The organism is Novosphingobium resinovorum (assembly GCF_001742225.1).
GTDB classification, from domain to species: Bacteria; Pseudomonadota; Alphaproteobacteria; order Sphingomonadales; family Sphingomonadaceae; genus Novosphingobium; species Novosphingobium resinovorum_A.
The window spans coordinates 1,116,522-1,142,489 of sequence record NZ_CP017076.1 but is presented as its reverse complement, the minus strand read 5'-3'; the positions used below and the strand labels follow the sequence as shown (position 1 = coordinate 1,142,489).

The 25,968-nt window shown below is 66.0% G+C and carries 22 protein-coding genes; 12 read left to right on the top strand and 10 right to left on the bottom strand.

Features of this window, described 5'->3' with window-relative positions:
- Nucleotides 1-54 precede the first annotated feature (54 nt).
- Nucleotides 55-816, bottom strand: a complete 762-nt coding sequence (locus BES08_RS22490; RefSeq protein WP_036529019.1) for a maleate cis-trans isomerase family protein — start codon at nt 814-816, stop codon at nt 55-57.
- A 261-nt stretch (nt 817-1,077) separates the two neighbouring features.
- On the opposite strand from BES08_RS22490, the gene BES08_RS22485 reads away from it, so the two are divergent.
- Complete coding sequence (locus BES08_RS22485; protein ID WP_036529017.1) at nt 1,078-1,584, top strand: VOC family protein; 507 nt, start codon at nt 1,078-1,080, stop codon at nt 1,582-1,584.
- On the opposite strand, the gene BES08_RS22480 is transcribed toward BES08_RS22485, so the two are convergent.
- From BES08_RS22480 to BES08_RS22460, 5 genes are all read right to left on the bottom strand, one after another.
- A complete protein-coding gene (locus tag BES08_RS22480) occupies nt 1,520-2,416 on the bottom strand; it encodes an alpha/beta fold hydrolase (RefSeq protein ID WP_051587113.1) in 897 nt (298 codons plus the stop codon). The two genes, BES08_RS22485 and BES08_RS22480, sit on opposite strands and share 65 nt — an antisense overlap.
- Entirely contained in the window at nt 2,413-3,972 is a 1,560-nt protein-coding gene (locus BES08_RS22475; RefSeq protein WP_069709463.1) for an FAD-binding oxidoreductase, read from the bottom strand. The genes BES08_RS22480 and BES08_RS22475 overlap by 4 nt, the downstream gene beginning before the upstream one ends.
- Nucleotides 3,973-3,980: 8 nt before the next feature.
- Nucleotides 3,981-4,316 carry a hypothetical protein gene (locus BES08_RS22470; RefSeq protein WP_036529014.1) on the bottom strand — a complete coding sequence of 112 codons (336 nt, stop codon included), beginning with the start codon at nt 4,314-4,316 and terminating at the stop codon, nt 3,981-3,983.
- 23 nt (nt 4,317-4,339) lie between these two features.
- Nucleotides 4,340-5,563, bottom strand: a complete 1,224-nt coding sequence (locus BES08_RS22465; RefSeq protein ID WP_036529012.1) for a class I SAM-dependent methyltransferase — start codon at nt 5,561-5,563, stop codon at nt 4,340-4,342.
- A gap of 95 nt (nt 5,564-5,658) precedes the next feature.
- The gene (locus BES08_RS22460) at nt 5,659-6,393 is read right to left on the bottom strand and encodes an SDR family NAD(P)-dependent oxidoreductase (protein WP_036529053.1); all 735 of its coding nucleotides are present in this window, start codon (nt 6,391-6,393) and stop codon (nt 5,659-5,661) included.
- A gap of 279 nt (nt 6,394-6,672) precedes the next feature.
- Between BES08_RS22460 and BES08_RS22455 the strand changes: the two genes are divergently transcribed.
- Complete coding sequence (locus BES08_RS22455; RefSeq protein ID WP_036529010.1) at nt 6,673-8,793, top strand: TonB-dependent receptor; 2,121 nt, start codon at nt 6,673-6,675, stop codon at nt 8,791-8,793.
- A gap of 230 nt (nt 8,794-9,023) precedes the next feature.
- Here the strand turns inward: BES08_RS22455 and BES08_RS22450 are convergent, their stop codons facing one another.
- Complete coding sequence (locus BES08_RS22450; protein WP_083274806.1) at nt 9,024-10,457, bottom strand: aldehyde dehydrogenase family protein; 1,434 nt, start codon at nt 10,455-10,457, stop codon at nt 9,024-9,026.
- A 404-nt stretch (nt 10,458-10,861) separates the two neighbouring features.
- On the opposite strand from BES08_RS22450, the gene BES08_RS22445 reads away from it, so the two are divergent.
- A complete protein-coding gene (locus BES08_RS22445; RefSeq protein ID WP_231958333.1) occupies nt 10,862-12,067 on the top strand; it encodes an FAD-dependent oxidoreductase in 1,206 nt (401 codons plus the stop codon).
- A 157-nt stretch (nt 12,068-12,224) separates the two neighbouring features.
- Complete coding sequence (locus tag BES08_RS22440; RefSeq protein WP_036529009.1) at nt 12,225-13,232, top strand: alpha/beta fold hydrolase; 1,008 nt, start codon at nt 12,225-12,227, stop codon at nt 13,230-13,232.
- Nucleotides 13,233-13,251: 19 nt separating this feature from the next.
- On the opposite strand, the gene BES08_RS22435 is transcribed toward BES08_RS22440, so the two are convergent.
- Together BES08_RS22435 and BES08_RS22430 are read right to left on the bottom strand one after the other, a co-directional pair.
- Nucleotides 13,252-14,259 (bottom strand): alpha/beta hydrolase, encoded by a 1,008-nt coding sequence (locus BES08_RS22435; protein WP_231958332.1) that lies wholly within the window; start codon nt 14,257-14,259, stop codon nt 13,252-13,254.
- Between the two features lie 121 nt (nt 14,260-14,380).
- Nucleotides 14,381-15,838 (bottom strand): flavin monoamine oxidase family protein, encoded by a 1,458-nt coding sequence (locus BES08_RS22430; RefSeq protein WP_036529007.1) that lies wholly within the window; start codon nt 15,836-15,838, stop codon nt 14,381-14,383.
- 165 nt (nt 15,839-16,003) lie between these two features.
- Here BES08_RS22430 and BES08_RS22425 point away from each other — a divergent pair, with 165 nt between their 5' ends.
- From BES08_RS22425 to BES08_RS22415, 3 genes are all read left to right on the top strand, one after another.
- On the top strand, nt 16,004-16,564 hold the full coding sequence (locus BES08_RS22425; protein ID WP_231958331.1) for a DUF3598 domain-containing protein: 561 nt from the start codon (nt 16,004-16,006) through the stop codon (nt 16,562-16,564).
- 89 nt (nt 16,565-16,653) lie between these two features.
- Nucleotides 16,654-17,571 carry a LysR family transcriptional regulator gene (locus BES08_RS22420; protein ID WP_036529006.1) on the top strand — a complete coding sequence of 306 codons (918 nt, stop codon included), beginning with the start codon at nt 16,654-16,656 and terminating at the stop codon, nt 17,569-17,571.
- A 234-nt stretch (nt 17,572-17,805) separates the two neighbouring features.
- On the top strand, nt 17,806-18,834 hold the full coding sequence (locus tag BES08_RS22415; RefSeq protein ID WP_036529005.1) for a DUF1838 family protein: 1,029 nt from the start codon (nt 17,806-17,808) through the stop codon (nt 18,832-18,834).
- A 225-nt stretch (nt 18,835-19,059) separates the two neighbouring features.
- On the opposite strand, the gene BES08_RS22410 is transcribed toward BES08_RS22415, so the two are convergent.
- A complete protein-coding gene (locus BES08_RS22410; protein ID WP_036529004.1) occupies nt 19,060-19,869 on the bottom strand; it encodes an IclR family transcriptional regulator domain-containing protein in 810 nt (269 codons plus the stop codon).
- A gap of 590 nt (nt 19,870-20,459) precedes the next feature.
- On the opposite strand from BES08_RS22410, the gene leuC reads away from it, so the two are divergent.
- The 5 genes from leuC to BES08_RS22385 all read left to right on the top strand — a co-directional run bounded on the left by leuC (nt 20,460) and on the right by BES08_RS22385 (nt 25,807).
- Nucleotides 20,460-21,845, top strand: coding sequence for a 3-isopropylmalate dehydratase large subunit (gene leuC / locus BES08_RS22405; RefSeq protein ID WP_036529046.1), 1,386 nt, complete (start codon nt 20,460-20,462; stop codon nt 21,843-21,845).
- Complete coding sequence (locus BES08_RS22400) at nt 21,845-22,438, top strand: 3-isopropylmalate dehydratase small subunit (protein ID WP_036529003.1); 594 nt, start codon at nt 21,845-21,847, stop codon at nt 22,436-22,438. Before leuC ends, BES08_RS22400 begins: the two co-directional genes overlap by 1 nt.
- Nucleotides 22,435-23,289 carry an isocitrate lyase/PEP mutase family protein gene (locus BES08_RS22395; protein ID WP_036529001.1) on the top strand — a complete coding sequence of 285 codons (855 nt, stop codon included), beginning with the start codon at nt 22,435-22,437 and terminating at the stop codon, nt 23,287-23,289. Before BES08_RS22400 ends, BES08_RS22395 begins: the two co-directional genes overlap by 4 nt.
- Entirely contained in the window at nt 23,289-24,413 is a 1,125-nt protein-coding gene (locus BES08_RS22390; RefSeq protein WP_069709589.1) for a zinc-binding dehydrogenase, read from the top strand. The genes BES08_RS22395 and BES08_RS22390 overlap by 1 nt, the downstream gene beginning before the upstream one ends.
- A gap of 185 nt (nt 24,414-24,598) precedes the next feature.
- Nucleotides 24,599-25,807 carry an alpha/beta hydrolase-fold protein gene (locus BES08_RS22385; RefSeq protein ID WP_036528999.1) on the top strand — a complete coding sequence of 403 codons (1,209 nt, stop codon included), beginning with the start codon at nt 24,599-24,601 and terminating at the stop codon, nt 25,805-25,807.
- Nucleotides 25,808-25,968 lie beyond the last annotated feature (161 nt).

The following is a 25,968-nucleotide window of genomic DNA, read 5'->3' as shown; positions in this document are numbered from 1 at the left end:
GTCAGCTTAGAGCGCCGATGCCGTATCGCCAGTGCTTGCTTTGCAAGTGGCGGATCAGAAATCCGCAAGCAGGCGGCCGAAACCTTCCTTCTGGTCCGTGAAGCCCATCGTGCGCAGGGCGTGCCAGTAGGTGGCGGTGTTGATCGCGATCACCGGCTTTTCCAGCCAGAACTCGGCCATGGCGGCGACTTCGGCGAAGGCCAGGTTGGTGCCCGCCTGGATCACCGCGTCGACGCCCTCGCTTACCTTGATGGCGGCGCGCTTGAGGGTCTGCTTGCTCTCGTGCGCGATAAGCATCGGCGACTGGCACTTGAGGCCCTCGACGTGGACGACCTCGTAGCCCTGGTCCTCGAAGAACTTCTTGACGTTGGCGTCGCCCACCGGCGCATAAGGGGTGAGGATGCCGATCTTGCGGATTTTCTTGCCGTCGGCCTCCCCATAGGCCCGGATCGCGGCGTCCACGGCGGTGGAGCCCATGATCACCGGCACGCCGCCGGTCCGCTCCAGCATGCGCTGGTGCAGGCGCTCGGCGCCCTCGGCACCGTCCCAGAAGGTCTCGGCCGACATGCCCATGACGACGCAGCCCGGGTCCATCGACATCGACACGTCGACCGCATCGAACGTGGCGCTGCGGATGTTCTCCAGCATCTCCACGAACGTCGCGTCGTCCACGACCTTGGTGTCGGGAATCGCGATGCGCGAGAAGTGGTTGGTCACGCCGCGCGGGCGCATGTCCGCGTACTCGGGCTCGACGCTGGTGTTGGTCGAGGGGGCGACCACCGCGAACTTCATGCGGTAACCGAGAGAATCCGTCATTTTCTATATCCCACGCAGCTGGAGAGCGGACTCTCCGAAAGAGTTGCAGACGGGCCGGCAGAACCCTGGCCGGAAGATCGTGTCGCCCTTGCGGATCGGGGGCTGCTGATGCTCCCGGTCATGACCGTTCATCGCGCCCCGGGCCGACCTTCCGCAAGGCGGCACCCGTCCCGTTGTCCACCTGACGACCATTGGCGGCCGCGCGCTCGCGGCGGCGCGGCAGGACGGGAACTATCGGGGCGAACCAGCAAAGGCAGACCGATGACCGAGCATCCCTCCTCCGCCCTCGTGCGTGCGACGATCTTCGTGCGCGATCTCGACAAGGCGACGCAGTTCTACCGCGCCATCGGCCTCACCGAGACCTACTTCGAGGGCAAGCTGAGCCATCCTTCGGCGACCGAGATCCTGGGCTTCGACGACCCGCGCCCATTCGAGATCCGCATCGTCAAGCGCCCCGGCCCCAACTACGGCATGGTCGGCCTGTTCAAGCTGGCGGACGGCACCACGGACGACGCCATCCCCCCCGCAACCGGCCCGGCGCGCATCGGCGAGGTGGCGCTGGTCTTCTACGTGACCGACATGGCCGGAACGATGGAAACGCTGCGCGCCCTCGGCGCAACGTGGGCGCCGGAGCCACAGGTCTTCGCGATGGAACACCGCGCGCAGCTGGAAGTCTGCATCCGCGACTGCGATGGGGTATTCATCAACCTCGTTGAAACCGACCCCGCGCAGCAGGAGCGCACCCGCCCGGAACTGGATTATTCCTGATCCACGTCGTCCCGGACTTGATCCGGGACGACGCCAGAAACTCTTCCACCGCGCGCGCGACGCCTTGCGGGTCCGCGGTGGCCTGGAAGTTCGCCCCGCCGGTGACGGCAAGGCTCGCGCCGGGGAAAGCGGCCTTCGCGCGGTCCAGCTCGGCGTGGAAATAGTCGTCGGGTGAGGTCAGCAGCAGCACTGGCGCGGTGACGCGCGCTGCCAGTGCAGGCGTGTCGGACTTTGCCACCGCCATGTAGGCTTGTGGTCGGGCCTTCCATGCGCGCAGCATGGCGACGACTTCGTCATGGATGATCTCCACGTCGATGCCCTCGTTGTAGCCGGCGGCGTAGTCCCAGTTGGTCTGGAGGTGCGATCCGTCGCGCTTGAGGCCGATCGGCTCGCCATGCGTCTGCTCGAAGTGCGCGCGCTCATCCGGCGTCATCAGCTCGGCGCCCGCCAGTATGATTGACGCCACCCGCTCGGGATGGTTCGCGGCGAAGTACACCGCAAGGCTGGAGCCGGTGTGATGCCCGAAGACATGGAAACGCCCGATCCCGAGCGCGTCGATCCCTTCCAGAATCCACGCCGCATAGTCCGCGAGCGAAGGCCAGCCGACCGGATCGAAGCTGCCCCCGAAGCCCGGCGTGTCGATCGCGACGAGCCGGTTGGGCAGATCGAGTTCGGCCAGCAGCGGGTCGTAGCTCTGCGCCGAGCACGCGGTCTGGTGCAGGAAGACGATGGCGGGCTCCCCGCCCGGCGCTTCAAGGCCCGCCACCTCGCGCACGTGCAGCTGCCCGTCCGCAAGGTCCACGTAGGACTTGCGGACGGTGTTACGGGTCACAGGCCCAGCACGCCCGGACCAATGAGGCCCTGCGGATCGAGCGCCGACTTGATCGCGCTGACCAGCGCCTTGGGCTCTGCTCCGAGGCGCGCGGCGTAGGGATAGGCACGGCCGAGCTGGAAGTGCAGCGCGCCGTGGGCGTCGTAGAGATCGACAAGCTCACCCTTGAGCCGATGGACGTACTCACGCGCGGCCGGGTTCGCCGGGAATTTCGGCAGGCTGGCGAGGTAGTCGCCGGGCACCGATTCCGCGTGGTAGGCGGTCTGCTCGTCCGGCCAGTAGAGCGCGATTTCGTAAAGGAAACCGCTCGACCCAACGGTGGAATACATGCCGCCGCCCCACACGCCGTGCTGCTTCATGTCGGCGGCGCGGTCCGCGTAGAAGCGCTGGAGCGCTTCGTGGAAATCACGCACGCGGTCGTGCGCCATGACGCCGTGCAGCGGCACCCAGCGCTCGCCGCCCGGGCCGAGCGTGTTGTAGAGCGGTGCGAAAGGCATGCCGCGCACCACCGAAGGCACCGTCGCGACGATTTCGCGGCCGAGGTCGGCGGTCAGGTCGCGCAGGCGCTGCAGCTTGGCGCGGCACTCGGCATCGTCGAAACCCTCGACGATGTAGTGCGTCATGAAGTTCGAGGCCGAAATCTGCTTGCGGGCGAGAATGCCCGCCGCCGCGACCTGCTTGAGCCCGGCGAAGACCGAGGGCGAACTCTTGACGATGGACATCGCCATCGCCAGCTGCCCGCCCGCGCGCTCCTGCTTGGCGATCTGGCCCTGCGACAGCGCAGCGTCGAGCGCGAAGTGCGAATCCTCGACCCGCTCCATGGCGATGCGGCGCATCGATTCGTGCATCTGCGCGAATTCAGCGAAGGCGAAGGACAGCACGCGATGCGCGGGCTTGTGGCGCAGCAGCGGCAGCGTAACGCGGGCCTTGAGGCCGAAAACGCCGCAGTCGCCGGTGAACAGGCCGGTGAGGTCAGGTCCCGCATGACGGCCGAACGGCTTCTCGCCCAGCGCGCCTGTGCCGGTGCGCAGCAGGCTGCCGTCGGCGAGTACCACGTCGAAGGCCAGCGCCGATTCCGCCGAAATGCCCCATGCGCCCGAGCCGTGGCTGATCGAGTTTTGCGACATCGATCCGCCGATGGTCGCCGCGATCCCCGAGAACGGCCCACGGAACGGCGTGCGCAGGCCCTTGGCCTCCAGCGCGTCGGACAACTGGAGCCAGGTAACGCCCGCCTCGACGGTGACGTAGCCGTTGAACTCGTCGATCTCGACGATGCGGTTCAGGCGGCTCATGTCGATGAGCAGGTGCGAGCCGTCCACCGCATTGTAGCCATCGGTGTAGGACGCGCCGCCGCCGCGCACGGTGAACGGCAGCTTGGCGGCCGCCGCCTCGCGCACCACGGCCTGCAGTTCCTCGATCGTGCCAGGACGCGCGACCGCGCCCGGCATGACCTGTGCGCGGTAGACGTCGGTGGCAAAGTAGGCGACCTTGGCCGGGTCGGTCAGCAGGTTGTCCGCACCGACGATGTTCGCCAGCGCGCTCGCATTCATGCTCATTGTATCGCTTACCCTTCCGCGATCGCGTCGAGGGTGGCGATGTAGCCTTCGGTTGTTTCCTTGCCTGCCGCCTCGGAAGCTTCCTTGCGGACGAGATAGAACATGCGTTCCAGCATCTGCTGGCGGCGCGCCTCGCGGGCTTCCAGCGCCGCGTCGTCGAGGACGAGCGCATCGACTTCGGCGCGCGCGTCGATGTTGTGGTTGGCCAGCACGCGCTGGGTGGAATCGAGCTGGTCGGCCAGCACCGAAACCTCACCCGCGAGGACCATGATCATGCCCATCATCTGGTCGAGGGCCGGGTCCTGGTAGAACTGGGGCCGCTTGCCCCGTGCGTCACGCTTCATGTCTTTGTCTCGTTCCTAAGGGATCAGGCAGTAGGCTGAGCGTGGGGCTTTTGGGCGATGAGAACTTCCCAGCCGCCGCCGGGAGCGAACTCGCCCGCCGTGAACTCGCGCTCGGCGACGTCGGCGGCAGATTCCTCGGTATAGCCCGCACCCGCATATTCCATCACCGCCATCGGCGCGGTGTCGAAGCGGATGGTCGCCGGGTCGAAGCCCGCCTTGGTGGCCAGCGCGATCTGGTCCATGTCGCGCATCGCGCCCCAGAACGGCTCGTTGTTGTAGTACGTCTCGTTGTCGAGGATGAACTGCGTGAACGGGTCCATCAGGTCGAACGGCGGCAGATCCGCGTGGATCATCAGGCCGCCGGGCTTGAGGACGCGGGCGCATTCCTCGAACACGCGGGGCATCGCCTTGCCGCTGGTCTCGTGCAGCAGGATGTGGCTGACGACGAGGTCGAACGAGGCGTCCTCGAACTCGGTCTTCTCGGCGTTCATCTGCGCGAAGTTGACGTCGAGGCCGAACGCACCGGCGCGGGCGTGGGCATAGCGCACCATCGGACCGCCGACATCCACGCCCCAGATCTCCGCCTCGGGGAACAGTTCCTTGTACGGCAGCGTCGAGTGGCCGACCGTGCAGCCCAGGTCGAGGATGCGCCTGGGCTTGAAGTCCGGCATGTTGCGCTTGAGGTAGTTCACCACCGAGCGGCCCATGTCGTCGTTGAACGGGCCGGTGTAGCCCATCGAATAGAGGTACACACCGCGGTCGTAGAGCACGCCGAGCGAGACGTCCGAAGCATCGTCCGGGCCGCCCGCATAACCACCCGGCATGCAGTGGATGTCGAGCGAGGAGACGTAGCGCGGAACCTCGAAGCCCTCGGGGATGTGCAGCTCGCCCTTGTTCTTCGCCGAATTCTCTGCGGCGGCGGCCTTGAGGCTGTCTTCCTCGCGCTCGATCGAATCGATCACGCTGTCCCACAACAGTTCCTGGCTGATGCGGTTCACGGCGGCGTAGTGGCGGAAGTAGTTGTCCGGCACCATCGCCTTGCGGATGTCGTGGCGATCGACCGGCGCGCGACCCGCTTCCTTCTCGAAGCGCTGGGCGGCGCGGCCCGAATAGATCGGGTGCAGGCCGGGCAGCAGGCCCTGCTGGATGAAGTGCTTGAGGCTCTTCGCGAACTCCTGCCGCGAGGCTTCTTCCGAGGTCGGGGTGGGCAGCATGCCATGGATCTGCTGCTGGAAGGTGTTGAGCATTGGGTTATCCCTGAAGACGTATGCGCAAACTATAAGCGGGGCCGGCGATCACGCACCTGCGAAAGTGGAATCTCCACCCCTCGGACAGTGGAGCGTCACACCCACTTGCCCGAGGTGTAGCCGCCATCGACCGGGATCGCCGCCCCGGTCACGAAGCTGGCTGCATCCGAGATAAGGAAAGCGACCATTTCCGCAACCTCGGCGGGCTTGCCGATGCGGCGCAGCGCGTGGGCCTGGAGGTTGGCCTGCATCAGCGCCTCCAGCCCGGCATCGGCGAGCGGGGCCGTCATCTGCGTCTCGATCAGGCCGGGGCACACGCAGTTCACGCGCACGCCCGCATCGGCAAGGTCTACCGCCATGCATCGGGTCAGGTGGATGACCGCCGCCTTGCTCACGCCGTAGGCCACGCAGTCGTTGCGCGCGACGAGACCGAAGGTGGAGCCGATGTTGACGATCGAGCCGCGCCCCCGCGCGCGCATCGCCGGAAGCACCGCCCGGCAGCCGAGCGCCGTGCCCCGCAGGTTGACGGCCATGATGCGGTCCCAGTCCTCGATGGCGATCTCGTCGATGGCGCCGAGGCCGCCGACGCCCGCGCAGTTGACGAGGCCGTCGATACCACCCTCGGCCTCCAGCCGCGCGACGAGTGCATCCCATGCGGCGGGATCGGCGACATCGAGCGCGACGCCGCGTCCGTCGTGATCGTGCAAATCCGCGCGAACCACCGTGCGCCCGGCCGCTTCGATCAGGTCCGCCGCCGCCTTGCCGATGCCGGACGCCGCGCCCGTGACCAGTACGACGCCCGCGCCCTGCGTTGCGGTAAGCTCTGCCATCATGACCTCCACTGCGTTGATTTCGCGGCAGTCTGACGCTCGCCCCTAAAAGTGGCGCGCTACCCGGCCGTTTTTATCCGCACAGCGGTTCATGCATGGAGCGATGCGTCTGAGTTATCATCCTGCGGACAGTTTGCGGCGCAGCATTGCCACAAAACCTTATCACCGACAGCTTCCGCTTTGCCTGACGGGCGCCGACGCAAAGCTCCTTTCGAAAAGAGCCACGTCGCCACGGGCCAGGGTTCAGAAGATACTACGCACAAAGGTTCATTCGACACCATGATGAAGGCATTCTCCAAGGGGCTGCTGCTCGCGACCGCGATCGGCTCCTTCCCCGCCATGGCCGCCGCGCAGGACGCCGCCGCAAATGCGAGCAGCGACGCCAACGGCTTCGGCGACATCGTCGTCACCTCGCAGCGCACCGAACAGCGCCTGCAGGACGTGCCCATCAGCGTCACCGCCATCACCGCTGACGAAATCCAGACCCGTCAGGTGAACACCCCCACCGACGTCGCGCGCCTCGTCCCCAACCTCAAGCTGGACGGCGTGACCGGCGGCTCGGCGGGCCTCAAGGCGTACATCCGCGGCGGCGGCGGCACCGACGGCGGCTACGTCATGTCGGAAGCCGAAGTCGCGCTCTACATCAACGACGTCTACAACGCCCGCATGCAGGGCGCGCTGATGGACTTCGCCGAGATCGAGCGGATCGAAGTCCTGCGCGGCCCGCAGGGCGTGCTCTACGGCCGCAATGCCTCGGCCGGTGCGATCAACATCATCACCAAGCAGCCCTCGGACGAGTTCACCGGCAACGTGCAGGTCGGCTACGGCACCTGGAACGAGCGCCGCGTGAAGGGCTACATCTCGGTCCCGCTGAGCGAGGACGGCAAGTGGGCCGCATCGTTCAACGGCATCGTGCGCGCCCGTGACGGCGGCCGCCAGTACAACGCCACGCTCGACAAGAAGGTGGGCAAGGAAGACTTCAAGGGCGGCCAGTTCGACCTCGCCTACAAGGGCGACGTGGTGAAGGCCCGCCTGAACCTGTTCTACCTCGACCTCAACTCGGACGGCCAGTGGTCGGTCAACACCACCACCAACGACGAGGGCAAGATCGTCCCGCTCTCGGGCTCGTACCGCACCGTGCTCTCGCCGGTGGCATCGGACACCCGCGTCAAGCAGAAGGGCGGATCGCTCCACCTCTCGGCCGACTATCCGGGCGGCACGCTGACCTCCATCACCGGCTACTCGGAGATGGACGACTTCTGGATTCAGGACTTCTCGGGCGGCGTCTATCCTTCGATGATCGGCTCCACCGGCACGACACCGCTTGCTCTGTTCGTGCGCAGCAGCGACTCCCAACAGTGGCAGTTCAGCCAGGAAGTTAACGCCGCCGGCTCGCTGGCTGACGGCCTCGTCGATTACGTCGTCGGCTTCTACTACTTCCACGAAAACGGCGACCAGATCGTCGACACGACGACGTTCTTCGTGCCCTCGCGCACCAACTTCCATGCCAAGACCGACGCCTGGGCGGGTTACGGCCAGCTGACCTTCAACGTCACCGACCAGCTCGCCCTTATCGCCGGCGGTCGCTATACGCTCGAGGACAAGGCGCTCAACGCCGACATCGGCGGCGATCTGGCCGTGAGCCGCGACCACTACAAGAAGTTCACCCCCAAGCTGGGCGTCAACTTCAAGCCGAGCAACGACGTGCTGCTCTATGGTTCGTACAGCGTCGGCTTCAAGTCGGGCGGCTACAACGGCCTCGCCTCCACCGCCGCGCAGCTGGCCGCAGCCTTCAAGCCACAGAGCACCGATGCCTTCGAAGCGGGCATCAAGGCCGACCTCGGCAGTACCGTGCGCGTGGCGCTCTCGGGCTTCGTCAACAAGATCAAGAACCGTCAGGAATCGATCAACCTCGGCGACGGCGGCTTCCTGATCGAAAACTACAACATGACGATCAAGGGCCTCGAAGCCGAGATCGCATGGAAGCCGGTCTATGGCCTGCAGATCTGGGGCAACGGTGCACTCAACAAGGGCAAGTACCGCACCTCGGGCGGTTCACTCGCAGGCAATGCGCCGCCGTTCCTGCCGGATTACCAGGCAACCGTCGGCTTCGACTACAACTTCGATCTCGGCTCGGGCAAGGTCAAGTTCGGCGCCGATGCCAACTTCCGCGACAAGTTCTTCTCGACGGCAGACAACGCCGCGATCGGCGCAGTCACCTCGACGCAGATCGTCAATGCCTATGTCGGTTACGACGTCGGGCCTTGGCAGTTCCAGGTCGCGGGCAAGAACCTGCTCAACCAGATCAACTGGCAGACCGGCTTCGGCTTCTCGGTCGTGAACCCGCGCTTCATGACCGATCCGCGCACCGTGCTGGCGACTGCCCGCTACAGCTTCTGATCTCTCCCGGACCGGGTGCCAGAAATGGTGCCCGGCCCACCCTCACCCTAAAAGGCCCGGCGGGACGCAAGTCCTACCGGGCCTTCTTTTTTGTCCTACATCCTCCCTGTTGCGCAGCAATGGGGAGGTGGCAGTCGCGAAGCGGCTGACGGAGGGGAAATTCCCCCTCCACCACCGACTGCGTCGGCGGTCCCCCTCCCCATCCCTTCGGGACAGGGAGGATTCCTGCATCACACCACAGCGCAGATGGTCTTCGTCTCAAGGTAGCTTTCCAGCGCCTCGCGCCCGCTGTCGCGGCCGTAGCCGGACTGCTTTACGCCGCCGATCGGCAGGCTGGCGTCGTACATCGAGTGGCAGTTGATCCACACCGTACCCGCCTTGATCCGCGAGGACAGGCGATGCGCGTGCGAGAGCGATTCCGTCCAGACGCTGGCGGCGAGGCCGTAGACGCTGTCGTTGGCCATCGCGACGACTTCTTCCACGTCATCGAACTTCTGCACGGCGAGAACCGGGCCGAAGACTTCCTCGCGCACGATCTCCATGCTGGCGGTCACGTTCGCCACCACGGTCGGAGTGATGAAAGTGCCGGCCGGACCAAGGCGCTCGCCGCCCGCGACGATGGCCGCGCCTTCGCTGCGCGCACCGGCGATGAAGCCGCTGACGCGTTCGGCCTGACGCGCGTTGACCAGCGGCCCCATCTGCGTCGCCGGGTCAAGACCGTGGCCGAGCTTGAGCCCGCCGGCATAAGCCGCCAGCCCCTCGACCACCTGATCGTAGACCGAGGCGTGGACATAGGAGCGCGACCCCGCCACGCAGACCTGTCCGGCGTTGAAGAAGATCGCGTTCGCCGCGCCGGGAATCGCGAGGTTCAGGTCGGCATCGCCCATGATCACGACCGGCGACTTGCCGCCCAGTTCAAGGCTGACGCGCTTGAGGTTGCCCTTCGACGCGTCGAGAATCGCCCGGCCCGTCGCAGTGCTGCCGGTAAAGGCAACCTTGTCGACGTCGTGATGCGAGGCCAGCGCCGCACCCGAAATCGCGCCGCGACCGGTGATCACGTTGAACACGCCGTCGGGCAGGCCCGCTTCCTGGATCAGTTCGCCCAGACGAATCGCCGAGAGCGAGGTGTCCTCGGCCGGTTTGAGCACGACCGCGCAGCCCGCCGCGAAGGCCGGGGCCAGCTTCATCGCGGTGAGCACCAGCGGCGAGTTCCACGGCACGATCGCCGCAACGACGCCGACGGCCTCGCGCACGGTCCAGGCGCGCATTTCCTTGCCCTGCGGCTGATAGGTGATCGACGGGGTGATGGTCTGCCCCTCGATCGCCATGGCCTGCCCGGCGAAGAAGCGGAACTGGCCCACCGCGCCCGGAATCTCGGCCCAGCGCGCCACGTAGAGCGGCTTGCCCTGGTCGAGCGCTTCCAGTTCCGACAATTCGTCGATGTTAGCTTCAATAAGGTCGGCGATCTTCCAGAGGATACGCGCACGCTCGGCGGGCGGCGTCGCGGCCCACGGCCCTTGCGCCTTGCGCGCTGCGGCGACGGCGGCGTCCACATCGGAAGCGGAGGCGTCAGGGATCGTGCCGATGATCTTTCCACTGGCCGGATCGAGAGTCTCGACGACGGCGCCGTCCGCCGCATCGACCCACTGTCCGCCGATGAGCATGCGGGCGGCCTTGGGGGCATCGAGCAGCGCGGAAACGGCGGAACTCTGGGGCTTGGGGTCAAGTAACATCGGTTTTCCAATTCTGTAGGCCGGCATGGCCGAGTTTCCCTGTCCTGCGTTCTGCCACATGCCCCGGACGGCAAGGGGTGATCAAGGCCGAGTGATCGCAGCGCGAACATCGGTGCAATCACCGGATCACCTCCCGCCAAACTCGCTTATGCCGAAACAGGGCAGCGCGCCTCTTGGGACCAGAATTCGCGAAAAGTCGAAGGGCAGTCCTGCAGGCGGCGCACAGTCCGACACGTCGTTTTCAGTTCACTGGGGGACGGTCTTCGCGCAGTCGTGCAAGTCACGGCGACGTTTGGCGACCTTACCTGACAGGCATTTACTCATCGGGGGACGCCTTGCTGCTACCACTAGACAATTCACGCTCGCAGGTACTGGTCGCCGGTGGCGGCCCAGTGGGCATGGTGGCTGCTTATGCTCTGGCGCTGCAGGGGATTTCAGTCCGCGTTCTGGAAAGCGCGCCGACCTGCCTTGAGGACATGCGCGCCTCCACCCTCCATCCGCCGACGCTCGAGATGCTGGAAAAGCTCGGCCTGCGCCAGACGCTGGAAGACCAGGGCCTGCGCGCGCCGCTGTACCAATACAGCAACCGCAACACCGGCCGTACCTTCTCGCTCGACATGAGCGAAATCGGCGACATCACGCCCTATCCCTATCGCCTGCAGTGCGAGCAGTGGAAGCTGACCCGCCTGATCGCCGCCAAGCTGGCCGAGATGCCGAACGCGGAAGTGCTGTTCTCGCACCAGGTCGCCAACTGCGTGCAGGGCTCCAACGGTGTACAGGTTTCGGTCGAAACCCCGTTCGACATCAAGCTATTCCACGCGGATTACCTGATCGGCGCGGACGGCGGCAATTCCACCGTGCGCAAGTGGCTGGGCATCGGCTTCGATGGCTTCACCTACGACGAAACCTTCCTGACCCTCTCGACCGCCTATCCGATCGAGGAGCACCTGCCCTGGGTCAAGGAAGTGAACTACGTCAGCGGCGATCCGTTCTGGTGCGTCCTGCTGAAGGTTCCCGGTCTGTGGCGCGTCCTCGTGCCGCAGAAGTCGGGCGCTTCGGTCGCCGAAGTGACCAGCGACGCCGCCAAGGACGCGGTTTTCGCCGAATTGCTGGGCGTCAACATTCCCGTCCAGACCGAGCACCGCACCTGCTACCGCGTCCACCAGCGCGTGGCGAACAGCTTCCGTCAGGGCCGCATCATGCTGGCGGGCGATTCCGCCCACCTTAACAACCCGCTGGGCGGCTTCGGCATGAACTCGGGCATCCATGATGCGGTGAACCTGGTCGAGAAGCTGAGCCGCGTGATCCTCGAAGGCGCGGACGCCGAAGCGCAGCTCTCGCTCTACGACCGCCAGCGCCGCACCGTGACGCGCGATTTCGTGCAGGCGCAGACCATCGCCAACAAGGCGGCGGTAGAGGACAAGGTCGATGCCCGCGAAACGCACCTCGCCCACCTCGAGGCCGATGCCGATGCGCGGCACGAGTACATCGTACAGCAGGCGATGTTCCGCAGTCTCGAAAAGGCGGCCGCGATCGTCTGATCGTCCGAATCGCAAACAGATAGAGGCCCCGGCGGACGCAGGTTCGCCGGGGCCTTTGCGTATGGGCACGCCCGCCAGTCGGATAGTCCGGGCGATCTTTCGGACATCGGCAAAGCAGTCGATAAACTCGGCCTGTCCCCGATAAAGAAGGTTAGCCATGATCCGCATTCCGCTGCTTGCCGCAACAGTCGCAATTTCGGTGCTGGGCCTCGTTCCGGCTGCCGCCCATGCGCAGAGCGCCGCAGCCGCGACCAAGGCTGCCCTGCCCTACCTCACGATCGAGGACCTGCGCCGCAAGTATGCCGATGCGCAGAGCCGCTATGCCGTGATCGGCGGGCTGAAGATCCACTACAAGGATGAAGGGCCCAGGAACGCACCGGTGCTGTTCATGGTCCACGGCTCGGAAAGCAGCCTGCGCACGTGGGACCGGATCGCACTGGCGCTCAAGGGCCGCTATCGCATCATCCGCTACGACATTCCCGGCTACGGGCTGTCCGACGGCGCCACCGACACCGCTGCGAAGACGATGCAGCCGACCGACATTCCGGTGGAACTGCTCACCCGCCTCGGCGTGAAGAAGCTCACGTTCGTCGGCGTGTCGAGCGGCGGCACGATGGGCATGTATCTGGCCGCCCGCCGCCCCGATCTCGTCGAGCGGCTGATCCTGTCGAACACCCCGTCCGATCCGGTGGATACCAGCCACCTCGTCATGCCCAAGTCGTTCACCGACGCGACCGAGCGGGCCAAGCAGACAGGCTTTCGCGACCAGACCTTCTGGAACGAATTCCTGAGCTATTTCGCAGGCGATGCTACGCGTATCTCCGCCCAGACACGCAAGGAATACTATGACTTCTACCGCCGTATCCCTGAGAAGAACCTGATCGCCCTCGTCGCCCGCATCGGCGATGGCAAGCAAGCCACCGTCGAAATGGCCAAGGTCCGCAAGCCGACTTTCCTGATCTGGGGCGCCGCCGACCACCTGCTGCCGGAATCGGCCGCTAATGCGATTGCGCGCTATCTCAAGAACGCGCAAATCTCGCGCGTGATGATGCCCGACGTCGGCCACTATCCGCCGCTGGAAGTGCCCGAGCGCTTCGCCCAGCTCATCGCCGCCTATGTCGAGGCGGGCACCCCCAATCTGCCTGCGGAAACCACCGCTCCCTGAGGCCGGAACCCGCGCCCGGCTAGTTACCGGGCGTGAAGCCCTCGCCCGCGATCCACCAGCGGAATTCCTCGAGCCAATGGTCGGTCGTGCCGCCGGTCTGCTTCATGCCGAAGCCGTGGCCGCCCCGCTCATACAGGTGGGTTTCGGGGCGGTAGCCGCTGGCGAACAGGGCATCGTAGAAGGGCCGGAAGCCATAGCCGACCGCCATGTCGTCCTGCGCCATGGCCAGGAACAGCGGCGGCAAGCGGCCCGGCGCGGGCTCGGCCGCAGGTCGCAACCAGGGATCGCTGGGCGCGCCTTCCGGATAGGGAAGGTTCGCGGGCGGGATTTCCGGCAGCTTCGCACCGAACGGCATGCCGTAGATCAGCCCGGCGAAATTGGGCCGGACGGCCTCGGGAGCAAAAGCCATCATGCCCGCGACATGACCACCCGCCGAAAAGCCGACGACACCGATGCGTTTGGGATCGATGCGGTACTCGGCCGCGCGTGAGCGTAGCAGCCGCAAGGTTTCCAGCCCGTCCGCAACGCCCGGATCGCCGCCGACACCGGCGGGAATCGTCGCGCCCACCCGCTTGCGCATCGCCTCGTTGGTCTCGCCGGGAAGGGTCTGGATCAGGCGATATTTGAGTACGAAGGCCGCGATGCCGTGCTCCGCCAGCCATTCCGCCACGCGCGTCCCCTCATGCCGCATGGCGAGCAGGCGAAAGCCGCCACCCGGCGCGATGATCATCGCCGCTCCCGTGGCCTTGCCGGGCGGGGGCAGGAACGCCTGATAGGACGGAACGGTGACGTTCCACAGCGTCTCGCCGTCATCGCGCAGTTCTTCGGTCACCGGGGCGCTGGCCTTGCCCGGCCAGCCCTTCAGCTCCGGCGCGCCCTTGGGCCAGATCACGGTGGGCGCCTGCACCTCCACCCCATCGGCCTGCTGGCCCGCAGGCGCATTGCCGAGCGTGGAAAGAGCGGCAGAGGCCGACACCGGGGAAAGAACAGTTACCGCAAGCAGCAAGGCGCAAAGAGAACGACGCACGTGCAATCTCCCTGAAACGGCCGAAATCCGGGTGGCCGAAAACCACCCGGATCATGCGCATTCAATGGAAATTATTATCAGTGATTACGAAAACTGATCGCACTTCGGAGAAGTGTTTGCGTCAGGCTTCGAGAATTTCGAGGGCCACGCGCTCAGCCGACTCCAGCGCACCTTCGAGACCGCGCGCGCCGGTGGCCGTATGCTCGCCGCAGAAGTGCAGGCGACCGGCGGGCTTGGACATTTCGGGGACGAGGCGACTCACCTGACCCGGCCCGAAGTAGGCCCAGTCGCCGCCGTTGAAGACTTCCTGCGACCAGCTGAAGTACGTGCGCGCCACCAGCTTGCCCTTGGCCGCCGGGCGCATCGCCTCGATCTGCGCAACGATCATTGCCAGCGCCTTGTCCCGGCCCAGACGGTCCCAGTAGTTGGCGAGGCCGCCGCGCGCCTGCACCAGCAGGCCGGTGACTTCATCCGGCGTTGCGCCGTAGTGCTGCGGAATGACGGTGCCCGCGAGGCCGTCCGTCCACATGCCGGGCGACAATCCGTCCTCATCCCAGAACGGCGCGGTGGCGGTGAGGAAAGCCATCGACAGCGGCTGATAGGCGATCTGCGACACCGCCTCCGCCTGCGCGCCGGACAGGCCCGGCAGAATCTTCACGTAGCGTAGCGTCGAAAACGGCAGCGAGCAGATCACCCGCTTGGCGCTGAATGTCGAGCCATCCCGACAATAGACGGTCGAGCCGCTATCGGTGGCCTCGATCGCGACCACTTCCTTGCCGAGGATGACGTCGCCCTTGAGCAGCTTGGCCATGCCCATCGGCAAGTGCAGGTTGCCCCCCTTGACGCCGAAAGACTTTGTCCCCGCCTCGAACTGGGCCTTCACGAAGCCGTCGTTGAACTCCAGCATCAGCGCGGAGACGTCCCACGAATTGGTGCCGTAATAAGGCGAGACATCGTTGGCGAGGCGGATCGCCGGGTCCGAAAGCCCCTGCGCGCGCAGGAAATCGTGCAGCGGCACGTCGAGCACGGCGCTGGCCGGGTCGGTCCAGGCGTTCCAGTCCTTGAGCGGCGTGCGCTCGGCAACCAGCTTGTTTACCATCTCGGCAGGGAGCACCGATTTCATTGCATCCGGGAACGGGTTACCGGGATGGCGCGCCCATTCCTCACGCGTGAGGGGCTGGCCGTTCATCCACAGCATGGGCGGTTTGCCGACGCGGTATCGGCCGCCGATGTCCTCCAGCGTCACCCCGGCGCGCTGCGCGGCGTCGATGCCGCGGCCATAGCCCTCGCCCATCGAGTTGAAGCCCATCTCGGGATAGCCCGGCTCGTCCAGCAGCGTCATCACCCGCCCGCCGACGCGCTGGCGCCCTTCGAGCACGGCGACCTTGAGCCCCTGCTCCTCCAGCATCCACGCCGCCTGCAGGCCGGAGACACCCGCGCCCAGCACCAGCACGTCGAGCCCGGCCGCTGCCTTCTTGGCTGGGGCAGCGAGTGCTGCAGCAGGCAGCATCGATGCCATTCCCACACCGATCGCGCCATTGGCCATACCAAGGGTGAAGCTACGCCTGTCCATCGTCATGGCTCGAAGACTCCTAGACTCTCTTGCAGTGATCAACTGATTCGACACCCCAATGCCACGCCCGCGCGGGACCCGGCAGGCAAGCGATCAATATGACCGAACAGCGATCAATCGGACGCAAAAGGCTCGCGCGTGCACCTCCTGCAACTAGGCAAGGGGCAGCCGATGGGCATTTTCAAGACATCTTATGGAGTGGCGATGATGGTGAACAAGGTCTCGCAACCCGGCATCCGGGAAGCCATGCCTCTGCTGTGTAACAACGAAGGCGTGTGGGAAGGCTGGTATCGCTACTACGACGCGAAGACCGGCGAACTGACCGACCAGCATCGCTCGCGCCTGTTCTGCCGCCTCGTCGGCGAGCCGGGCCACGAGGAATACCACCAGACCAACCACTACTTCTGGGACGACGGCCGCGTCGATGTGCGCGACTTCCCGGCGTGGTACGAAGACGGCCGCATCCGCTGGGACAACGAGCTGATCAAGGGCTGGGCCGCCGCGATGCAGCCGGACGACTACAATCGCTCGACCTGCCTCAACTGGACCCGCCACAACGAGCCCGGCATCTATCTCTACGAGATGATCCAGGTGAACGAGGACTTCACCAAGCGCGCCCGCACCTGGCAGTGGTTCCGCGACGGCGAATGCTACCAGCGCACGCTGATCGACGAACGCCTCGTCACCCGCGACTGGCAGAACTTCCAAGACACCGGCGCTCCGCAGAACTGAACGCCCTGCACGGCGGGGAGTGCGACCGATGGCCCCTTCCCGCTGGCAAGGCTGGACAAACCCGAGCCCGACGATCAACGGTGACGCGCATGGACCTGGTCAAACTGCAACGCATGGTGGCGATCTACGAAGCCGGGAGCTTCCGGCAGGCGGCGCGCGATCTGGGCATCTCCCAGCCCGCCCTGACCTGGAGCATGCACCAGCTCGAGGAAACGCTGAACGGCCGCCTGTTCGAGCGCGGCCCGCGCGGCATTCGCCCGACGCCACTGTGCGACCGTCTGGTCCGCCGCGCCCGGCTGATCTTCCGCGAACAGGAGCGCATCCTCGACGAAGTCGCCGACAGCACGCACAACCAGACGATCAACATGGGCGTGCACTCGATCTTCCTGACCGACGCCTTCGCCCGCTGCATCGCCGAGTTTTCGGAGCAGTACCCCTCGACCACCTTGCGGGTATTCGAGGGCTTCAGTTCGCAGCTCCTCGGCCGTCTCCAGCAGGGTGAGGTCGACTTCGCCTGCTGCGCCATCCCGGCTGACGATGAACATGGCGGCACCCTGCTGACCGAGCCTTTGGGAACGCTCAACTATTCCGTCGTCGCGGCCGCCACGCACCCGGTTTTCGACGATATCGCCAAGCGCCGCCCGATCTCCCAGTACCGCTGGGTGGAGTTCGACACCGCCATTGTCGGCGCATTTCCGGGCCAGAGCGACATCGTCTCGGTCATGGCGACGGCAGGCCGCGATGTCGCGCGCAAGAGTGTGCGGACGGCCTCGATGGACGTTATTCGCCTGCTGGTTCTCAGCGGCGACTTCATCGGCCTGATCGCCGACGAGCGGGTTGCCGAGGAGCTGGAGAACGGCACCCTCAGGCGCGTACCCGGCACCGAGGTCACCGCCTCGCAGTTCGGCTTCGTCAGCATGGCGGAGAACTTCGAGACTTCGGCCTGCAAGGCACTGCGCGAAATTCTCGAGAAATCGGCCTTCGAACCAATGCGCAAGGCGCACTGAACGGCACCCAAAGGCACCCTAGCGGCACCTGACAACACCCTGACCGCGCCCGACAGCGCGGCTCGGGGCCAATAGACGTGCCTGCCTTGACCGTACTCAATGATCAAAAATTGTGATCGGCGATCCGCCGTATCTGTCTGGCGATCATTCGTGGGAGCTTGATCGACGCTGGCCCCGGCTTCATCCATCCCCATCGCGGCACATAGCCTCTCGGCCTCATGGAGTGATCAGCTCATGTCGAATAACACGTTTACCCGCCGCGAAGGCCTCAGCCTGGCGGCCATCGCCGCAGGCGTGGCGGCGCTTCCCACGGTGGCGTCCGCCGCCGGCAAGTCCGCGACGGCTGCGTCGCGCCTGAATTTCACCACCAGGCTGGACTTCAAGGACCCGGTGTGGAACCGCGATACGTATGCGCGCATCGACGGTGACGTCGATCCCACCAAGGAAAAGTGCGGCTGGCTGCGCGGCAAGGCCTTCGGCGTGCGCGACAACGAGAAGATCCGCCCGCTGTTCATCGCCGAGGGCTTCAGCTTCACCCGCATGAAGCGCCTGGACGACGGCAGTTGGCGCCGCATGCTGCGCGAAGTCGTGTTCTATCGCGACATCGAGACCGGCAAGCTGCTGGACACTTGGGACAACCCCTATACCGGCGAGAAGGTCAAGGTCGTGCCGATCGCCAACGACCCGTTCAACTTCACCATCAGCGACAAGGTCCCCGAGCCGCCGAGCTACGGCGGGCTGCAGAAGGTGAAGACCGAGCCCAAGCCGTTCCTGATGGACTGGATGGAGGGTCCGGAAGGCACCCTGATCGTCAACACCGACATCGACATGATCTATCCGAACGCGCTGCAGCCCGACAAGTGGCCGCGCGAATCCTCGGGCGTGATGAACCGCGTCTCCGAGCACTTCATCTACACCGTGAAGCGCGAGGACGTGCTGAACCCCAACCTCACCCACATCCCGCATATCGGCGCATGGACGCGCATGACGCCGTGGCTGCCCTGGATGCTGATGGGTCAGGCGCCCGGCCACATCACTTACTTCACCACGTTCCAGACGCTGCCCGGCGGCATCAAGGAACTGCCGCAGGACCTCGTCGAGGCCGCGCGCGCGATGGACGAAAAGTGGCTGCACTCGCCGACCGAGGACTACGGGCCTTCGCTCTCCAGCCTCGAGAACTACGCCCGCGAGCAGAAGCCCGCGCCGGTTCCGGCGGGCTGGTCCCCGCCGCAGCCCCCGGCCGCGCCGAAGAAGCTGGGCTGAAACCTTATCCTCCCTGTTCCGAAGGAATGGGGAGGGGGACCGCCCGCGCAGCGGGTGGTGGAGGGGGAGAAAACCCCTCCGTCAGCCCTGCGGGCTGCCACCTCCCCATCGCTGCGCGACAGGGAGGAATGCCCCGCCGTACCATCGGTCCTGGAAAGTCTCGAAAAAGCAAAACGCCCGGTCGTGAGACCGGGCGTTTTTCGTGCGACCGTCGGATGATTCCGATCAGTTGAGAACCGGAAACTCCATGTCCGGCAGTTCGGTGCAGTTGATCTCCTCGGTGATCGCTGCCGCCGTCGCCTTGAGTTCCGCGAGGTGGCGTTCCACCGCCTCGCCCTGCTTCATGGCGGCGGCGAAGTAGATCATCGTCAGCGCCGCTTCGAACTGGCCGTCGCGGAAGATCGGCACCGCCACCGACGAGGTCTTGCCCGGCGTCAGGTTGTGCTGGCCCCAACCGATCGCCGCGTAGCCTTCTTCGCGGATCTTGTTGAGCGTGTTGACCGAGACGTAGGCAGTCAGGTCCTGCTCCGACGGCGAGCCGACGAGCGAAACCCAGTCCATGACGCGGTCGAGCTGTTCCGGCGTCATATGCGCAAGGCACACCCGGCCCGAAGCGCAGTCCATCAATGGCAGACGGAAGCCCGGATAATACCGCTCGAAAGTCAGCGAGGTGTCCGCGTGGGTCGAATCGCGCACGACCATGTGCGTGCCGATGCGAACCGTCAGCGAGACCGGCCAGCCGATCTTGTGCGTCAGCGCCCGAAGATGCCGGCGGCTGTGTTCCACCAGGAAGCTGTCCGCCTGAAAGCCCTGCGACAGCGACTGGACGAGCGCGGTAGGCCGGTAGAACTTGCGCGCCGGCTCCTGCTCGATGAGGCCCTCATGCATCAGCGTCTGCACGATGCGGCAGGCGGTGGGATAAGGGATGCGCCCACGCTTCGAGATCTGCATCATCGAAAGCGAGCCCATCTGATTTATTTCCTGAAGTATCGAAATAGCCCGGCAAACCGCCCGGATCGGTACACCTCGTTCCATAGCTTCACCCTAAACCCGTGTTCTTGATCGGACCCCTCCTCCGATGTTTGTGAAGCTATCGTTACGGCCCCGATTACCGCCTGGCGAATGCTTTTTTATCCGCAGGGTGAGCACAAAATCCGCACACCGACCAAAAAACGGCGGATGTGCGCGTTTATCCGCGCAGCGGATCGCGGTGAAATGCGCCTGTCATATGGTTGATCACGATCAATCCTTTGCTCGCGTCCGGAAGCAAGGCCCGGATTGGCTCCTTCACCAACGGCGAATCCGAATCACTCGGGGCTCGGACGCGAAGAAGTCCACGCTCTCAACTCCGCTCAGGCTGAGCTTGTCGAAGCCCCGGCGGCGAGGCGCTGGCCGCACGCGATGCAGCAGATGGCCCGGCGTTGCGGGCGGGCTTCGACAAGCTCAGCCTGAGCGGGGGATGGTTTTGGGATCAGAGGTACGGACCGCGACAGATTCGCTTCGCAATGACGATTCCAAGAAAGCGAGCCGGGCTGGCGCGCATCACCGGGCGCGACTATCCGTAGAACGGACATGCCGCGCCGATCGCTCGACGGCGCCTCTTGCCCATTCCAATGCGTGACGTGATGACCAGCCAATCTGCTCCGAGAACGCTCTACGACCGCCTCTGGGACGCGCACACGGTCGTGCGCGGGGAGGCTGGCAAGGACCTGATCTATATCGACCGCCACCTCCTGCACGAGGTGAGCACCCCGCAGTCCTTCGAGCTGCTGCGCGACAATGCCCTTACGGTGCGCCGCCCGGTGACGCAGCTGGCGGTGCCAGACCATGCCGTGCCGACCTCGGAGCGCGGCGGCGCGATCAAGGGCGAACTCGCGCGCAAGCAGGTCGCGCTGCTGGAGGCGAACTGCGCCGAGTTCGGCATCGAATACCTCGCGCTGGAAGGCGAGCGGCAGGGCATCGTCCATGTCATCTCGCCCGAGCAAGGCTTCACGATGCCCGGCATCTCGCTAGTCTGCGGCGACAGTCATACCGCCACACACGGCGCCTTCGGGGCCTTGGCCTTCGGCATCGGCGCCAGCGAGTGCGGCACGGTGATGGCCACGCAGACGCTCTGGCAGGCGCGCAACCGGAACCTGCGCGTCCACTACGCCGGGCAGCTGCAGCCGCATGTCACCACCAAGGACATGATCCTCGCCCTGATCGGCACGATCGGCGCGGGCGGCGGCATCGGCCATGCGATCGAGTTCACCGGCGAGGCGGTGCGCGCCGCGTCGATGGAAGCGCGCATGACGCTGTGCAACATGGGCATCGAGGCCGGGTCGCGGGTCGCCCTCGTGGCGCCGGACGAAACCACCTTCGCCTGGCTCAAGGGCCGCCCGCGCGCGCCGCAGGGCGCGATGTGGGATCAGGCCGTCGCCTGGTGGCGCACCCTGCGCTCCGACGACGACGCCGTGTTCGACCGCACCGTCGAGATCGACGCCGCCGCCATCGCCCCGCAGGTGACCTTCGGCACCTCGCCCGATCAGGTCATGGCTGTGGACGGCACCGTGCCCGCCGGCCCTGCCCGCGCGCTGGACTACATGGGCCTTGAAGCGGGCAAGCCGATCGCCGGGATCGGCATCGACTATGCCTTCATCGGCAGCTGCACCAACAGCCGCATCGAGGACTTGCGCGCCGCCGCGGGCGTGATCCGCGGCCGCCATGTCGCCGAGGGTGTCACCGCGATGGTCGTCCCCGGCTCCACCGTCACCAAGCACCAGGCCGAAGCCGAAGGGCTCGACAAGCTGTTCGAGGCGGCGGGATTTGCGTGGCATCACGCGGGCTGCTCGCTCTGCGTGGCGATGAACGGAGACTTCGTGCCCGAAGGCAAGCGCTCCATCTCCACTTCCAACCGCAACTTCGAGGGCCGTCAGGGCGCGGGTGCGCGCACGCACCTCGCCAGCCCGGCGATGGTCGCCGCCGCCGCGATTGCCGGCCACATCGTCGATGTCCGGAAGGAGTTCGCCTGATGCCCGGCTTCACCCCCTTCACCGCCCCCGCCTTCGTGCTGGCGGAGGATGACGTCGACACCGACATCATCTTCCCCGCGCGCTTCCTGCTGCACACCGAGCGCAAGGGCCTCGGCCGCTTCGCCTTTCATGACCGGCCGGCCCTGCTCGAAGCCTACGAGGCTGCGGGCAAGCCGCCGGTCCTGCTGGCGGGCGCCAACTTCGGCTGCGGATCGAGCCGCGAGCATGCCGTCTGGTCGCTCGACGGCATGGGCCTGACCGCCGTGTTCGCGCCCAGCTTCGGCGAGATCTTCCGCGGCAACTGCGCCAACAACGGCATGGTGGCAGGGATGATGGAGCCCGCGACGCTCGCCGCGCTGCAGGCGCTGGCGAAAACGGGCAACGACCTTGCCATCGACCTCGCCGCGCAGACCGTGACCTGCGCCGGGCAGGAATTCGCCTTCACCGTTCCCGACAGCGACCGCGAAATGCTGCTCGCCGGCTGGAACAACACCACCCGTATCCTCGCCCTGCACGGGCAGGACATCACCGCATTCGAAAAGGCCCAGCGCTCAGCCGCGCCGTGGCTCTGGACAGAGGAAACTGAAGCATGAGCGCAAACATCCTGAAGGCCAAGCTGGCCAAGGGCGAGTTCTTCCCGGTCCCCGGCGTGCACGACATGATCGCCGCGCTGATGGCGGAGCGCGCGGGCTTCGACGTCGTCTACGGCAGCGGCTACTGGACGACCGCCTCGGGCTACGGCCTGCCGGATGCGGGTATCGTCAGCTACACCCAGATGCTGGACCGCATGGCGACGATCAAGCGCACCATCGGCTCGGCCCTGATCGCGGACGCCGACACCGGCTTCGGCGGTCTTCTCAACGTCCACCATACCGTGAAGGGCTACGAGCAGGCGGGCATCGCCGCGATCCAGATCGAGGATCAGGAATTCCCCAAGAAGTGCGGCCACACCCCGGGCAAGCGCGTCGTCACCACCGAAGAGATGGTCGACAAGATCAAGGTCGCCGCCGAAGCGCGCGAGGACATGCTGATCATCGCCCGCACCGACGCCTACCAGAGCTTCGGCCTCGACGAGACGATGCGCCGCCTCGAAGCCTACGACAAGGCCGGCGCCGACATCCTCTTCCCCGAGGCCGTGACCACGGAGGAAGAGATGCGCAAGGTCTGCGAGACCTTCGGCAAGCCGGTCATGGTCAACATCGCCAACGGCGGCGTGACCCCGCCCTACCCGACCGACGTGCTGGCCGAACTCGGTTTCGCCTTCGCGATCTACCCCGCGCTCACCAGCCTCGTGTCGGCCCGCGCGATGGAGCTGGCGCTGAACCAGCTGCGTGACCACGGCACCGGCGAGCCGACCGAGCCCGGCCTGTTCGATTTCAAGGAATTCTGCTCGCTCGTCGGCTTCGAGGAGGTCTGGGCGTTCGACAAGAAGTGGGCGCGCTGATGGGCACCACGACGCGCGCGGCGGTGCTCGCCCAGTCGGGCGGGAATGCCAAGCCTTACGCCGAGAACGCACCGCTGCGCTTCGCGGAACTGGACCTCGACGCACCCGGACAGGGCGAAGTGCGCGTCGCCATCGACGCGGCGGGCCTGTGCCACTCCGACCTATCGGTGGTGAACGGCGACCGCGTGCGCCCGATGCCGATGGCACTGGGCCACGAAGGCACCGGCATCGTCGAGGCACTCGGCCCCGGCGTAACCGGCCTCGAGGTCGGCGACCGCGTGGTGCTGGTGTTCCTGCCTTCGTGCGGCCGCTGCACCCCGTGCCTCTCGGGCGAGGGCTACTTGTGCGAGACGGGCGCGGCGGCGAACGGGCGCGGCGAGCTGATCGGCGGCGGCTTCCGTCTGCACGACTGCGGCAGCGACGTGCACCACCACCTCGGAGTCTCGTGCTTCGCGACGCATGTGGTGGTCGATCAGCGCTCGACCGTGAAGGTGGACCGTGACATTCCCGCCGAAGTCGCCGCCGTGTTCGGCTGCGCGGTGCTGACGGGCGTGGGCGCGGCGATCAACAGCGCCGCGATCCGCGCCGGCGAGACAGTGGTGGTCTTCGGCCTCGGCGGCGTCGGCCTTGCGGCGCTGATGGGCGCCGTGGCGAGCGGGGCGGCGACGGTCATCGGCGTGGACCTTGCACCGAACAAGATCGCGCTGGCCGATGATCTCGGTGCGATCGGCACCACCCCGGACCAGCTTGAGGCCGTGATGGCCGAGCATCTGGGCGGGAAGGCCGACGTCGTGATCGAGACCGTGGGCAACGCCAAGGTGCTGGCCTCGGCCTATACCGCAGCGCGTCGCGGCGGCCGTGTCGTCACCGTGGGCCTGCCCTCCCCCGAGCAGCGGCTCGACCTGCAGGCCGTCTCGCTGGTGGCCGAGGGCAAGTCGCTGATCGGCTCCTACATGGGCTCGTCGATCCCGGCGCGCGACATTCCGCGCTACGTGGCGATGTGGAAAGCCGGCCGCCTGCCGGTGGACCGCCTCATCAGCTCCACGCACAAGCTGGACGACCTGAACGAAATGCTCGACGCGATGGATCGCGGCGAGGCGATCCGCCAGATCATCCGGTTCTGAGGCATGGCCTCACCTCCGTCATTGCGAGCGTAGCGAAGCAATGACGAGCGGGGGAAGTGGGGCAGGTGAACATGCACGTCGAAATCCAACAGGCGGGCAAGGCACTGCAGCCTCCTTGCCCGCAGCCGGCAGCTGGGATCGACTGATGCTTGCAGCGATAAGCTGCATCTATCAGGGATTCCTGCATGTCATTCAGGCTCGCTTTTCTGGCCGCGCTGAGCGCCGCCACCGCCATGCCGCTTGCGCCAGCCACCGCGCAGCAGCCGGTACAGCTTGATCCGTCCACTTGCGTCACACCGCCGTTCTATTCCGGCCCAGCCCCGTTCAAGTCGGTCGAACAGCTTCCCGACCAGCGCGTCACCTTCCGCATCTGCGCGCCTGATGCGAAAGAGGTGCTGCTCACCAGCACCGACATCGCGAAGATCATCCCGATGGGCTTCCCGCCAGGTACGCCGCAGGGCCTGACGATGGCGAAGGACAAGACCGGCCTGTGGACCGTCACCACGCCCCAGCCCGTCCCCGCCGACACCTCCCGCTTCGCCTTCCGCGTCGATGGCGTGAAGACGCCCGATCCGCTCGGCAAGACTTTCTCCGAGGAACTGAAGGGCATCAATTCCACCTTCGAGGTCATCGGCCCCGAAGGCGCGTTCCAGACGTGGGATGCCAAAGTCGCCCACGGCACCGTCTCGACCGTCGAGTATTGGTCCAATTCGCTCGGCATCAAGCGCCGCGCCCATGTCTACACGCCGCCCGGCTACACGAAGGACGCGCGCAAGTACCCGGTGCTCTATCTGGTCCACGGCGCGGGTGACAGCGACGACAGCTGGACCAGCGTCGGCCACGCCAACCTGATCCTCGACAACTTGATCGCCAGCGGCAAGGCCGTGCCGATGATCGTCGTCATGCCGGACGGCCATACACCGCTGCGCGAAGGCGTCATGACGCTCGACAACCCGGACTTCGGCAACGAACTGATCAAGGACCTGATCCCTTACGTCGACGCCAACTACCGCACCGACGCGCGCCCGGCAACGCGGGCGATGGCGGGACTGTCGATGGGCGGATCGCACACGCTGCGCAACGGGTTGACGCATCCCGACCTGTTCCGCTGGATCGGCGTGTTCTCGATGGGTCTGGGCGTTGGTCCCGACAAGGGCCGCGTGGACGAATACGCGAAGACTTATGATGCCGCGCTCAAGCAATCGGCGCGCGATCTCAGGCTGCTCTACTTCGCGATGGGCAAGGACGACTTCCTCTACGGCACCGTCGCGCCGACCCGCGCGCTGTTCGATCGCTACCACATCGCGTATCATTACAACGAGACCGGCGGCGGGCATGAATGGCCCAACTGGCGCCGCTACCTCGCGGACTTCGCGCCGAGGCTGTTCCGCTAGGCCGAGGGGCTTCGACAAGCTCAGCCTGAGCGGGGTGGAGAGGGCCGTGACTACTGGTCCCTGCACCACCCCCGCTCACCCTGAGCCTGTCGAAGGGTCGCAGCACCGCCCTCTCCATCTGGCGATCAATTTACTGTTGCACCCTAATAGATTTCCGATTC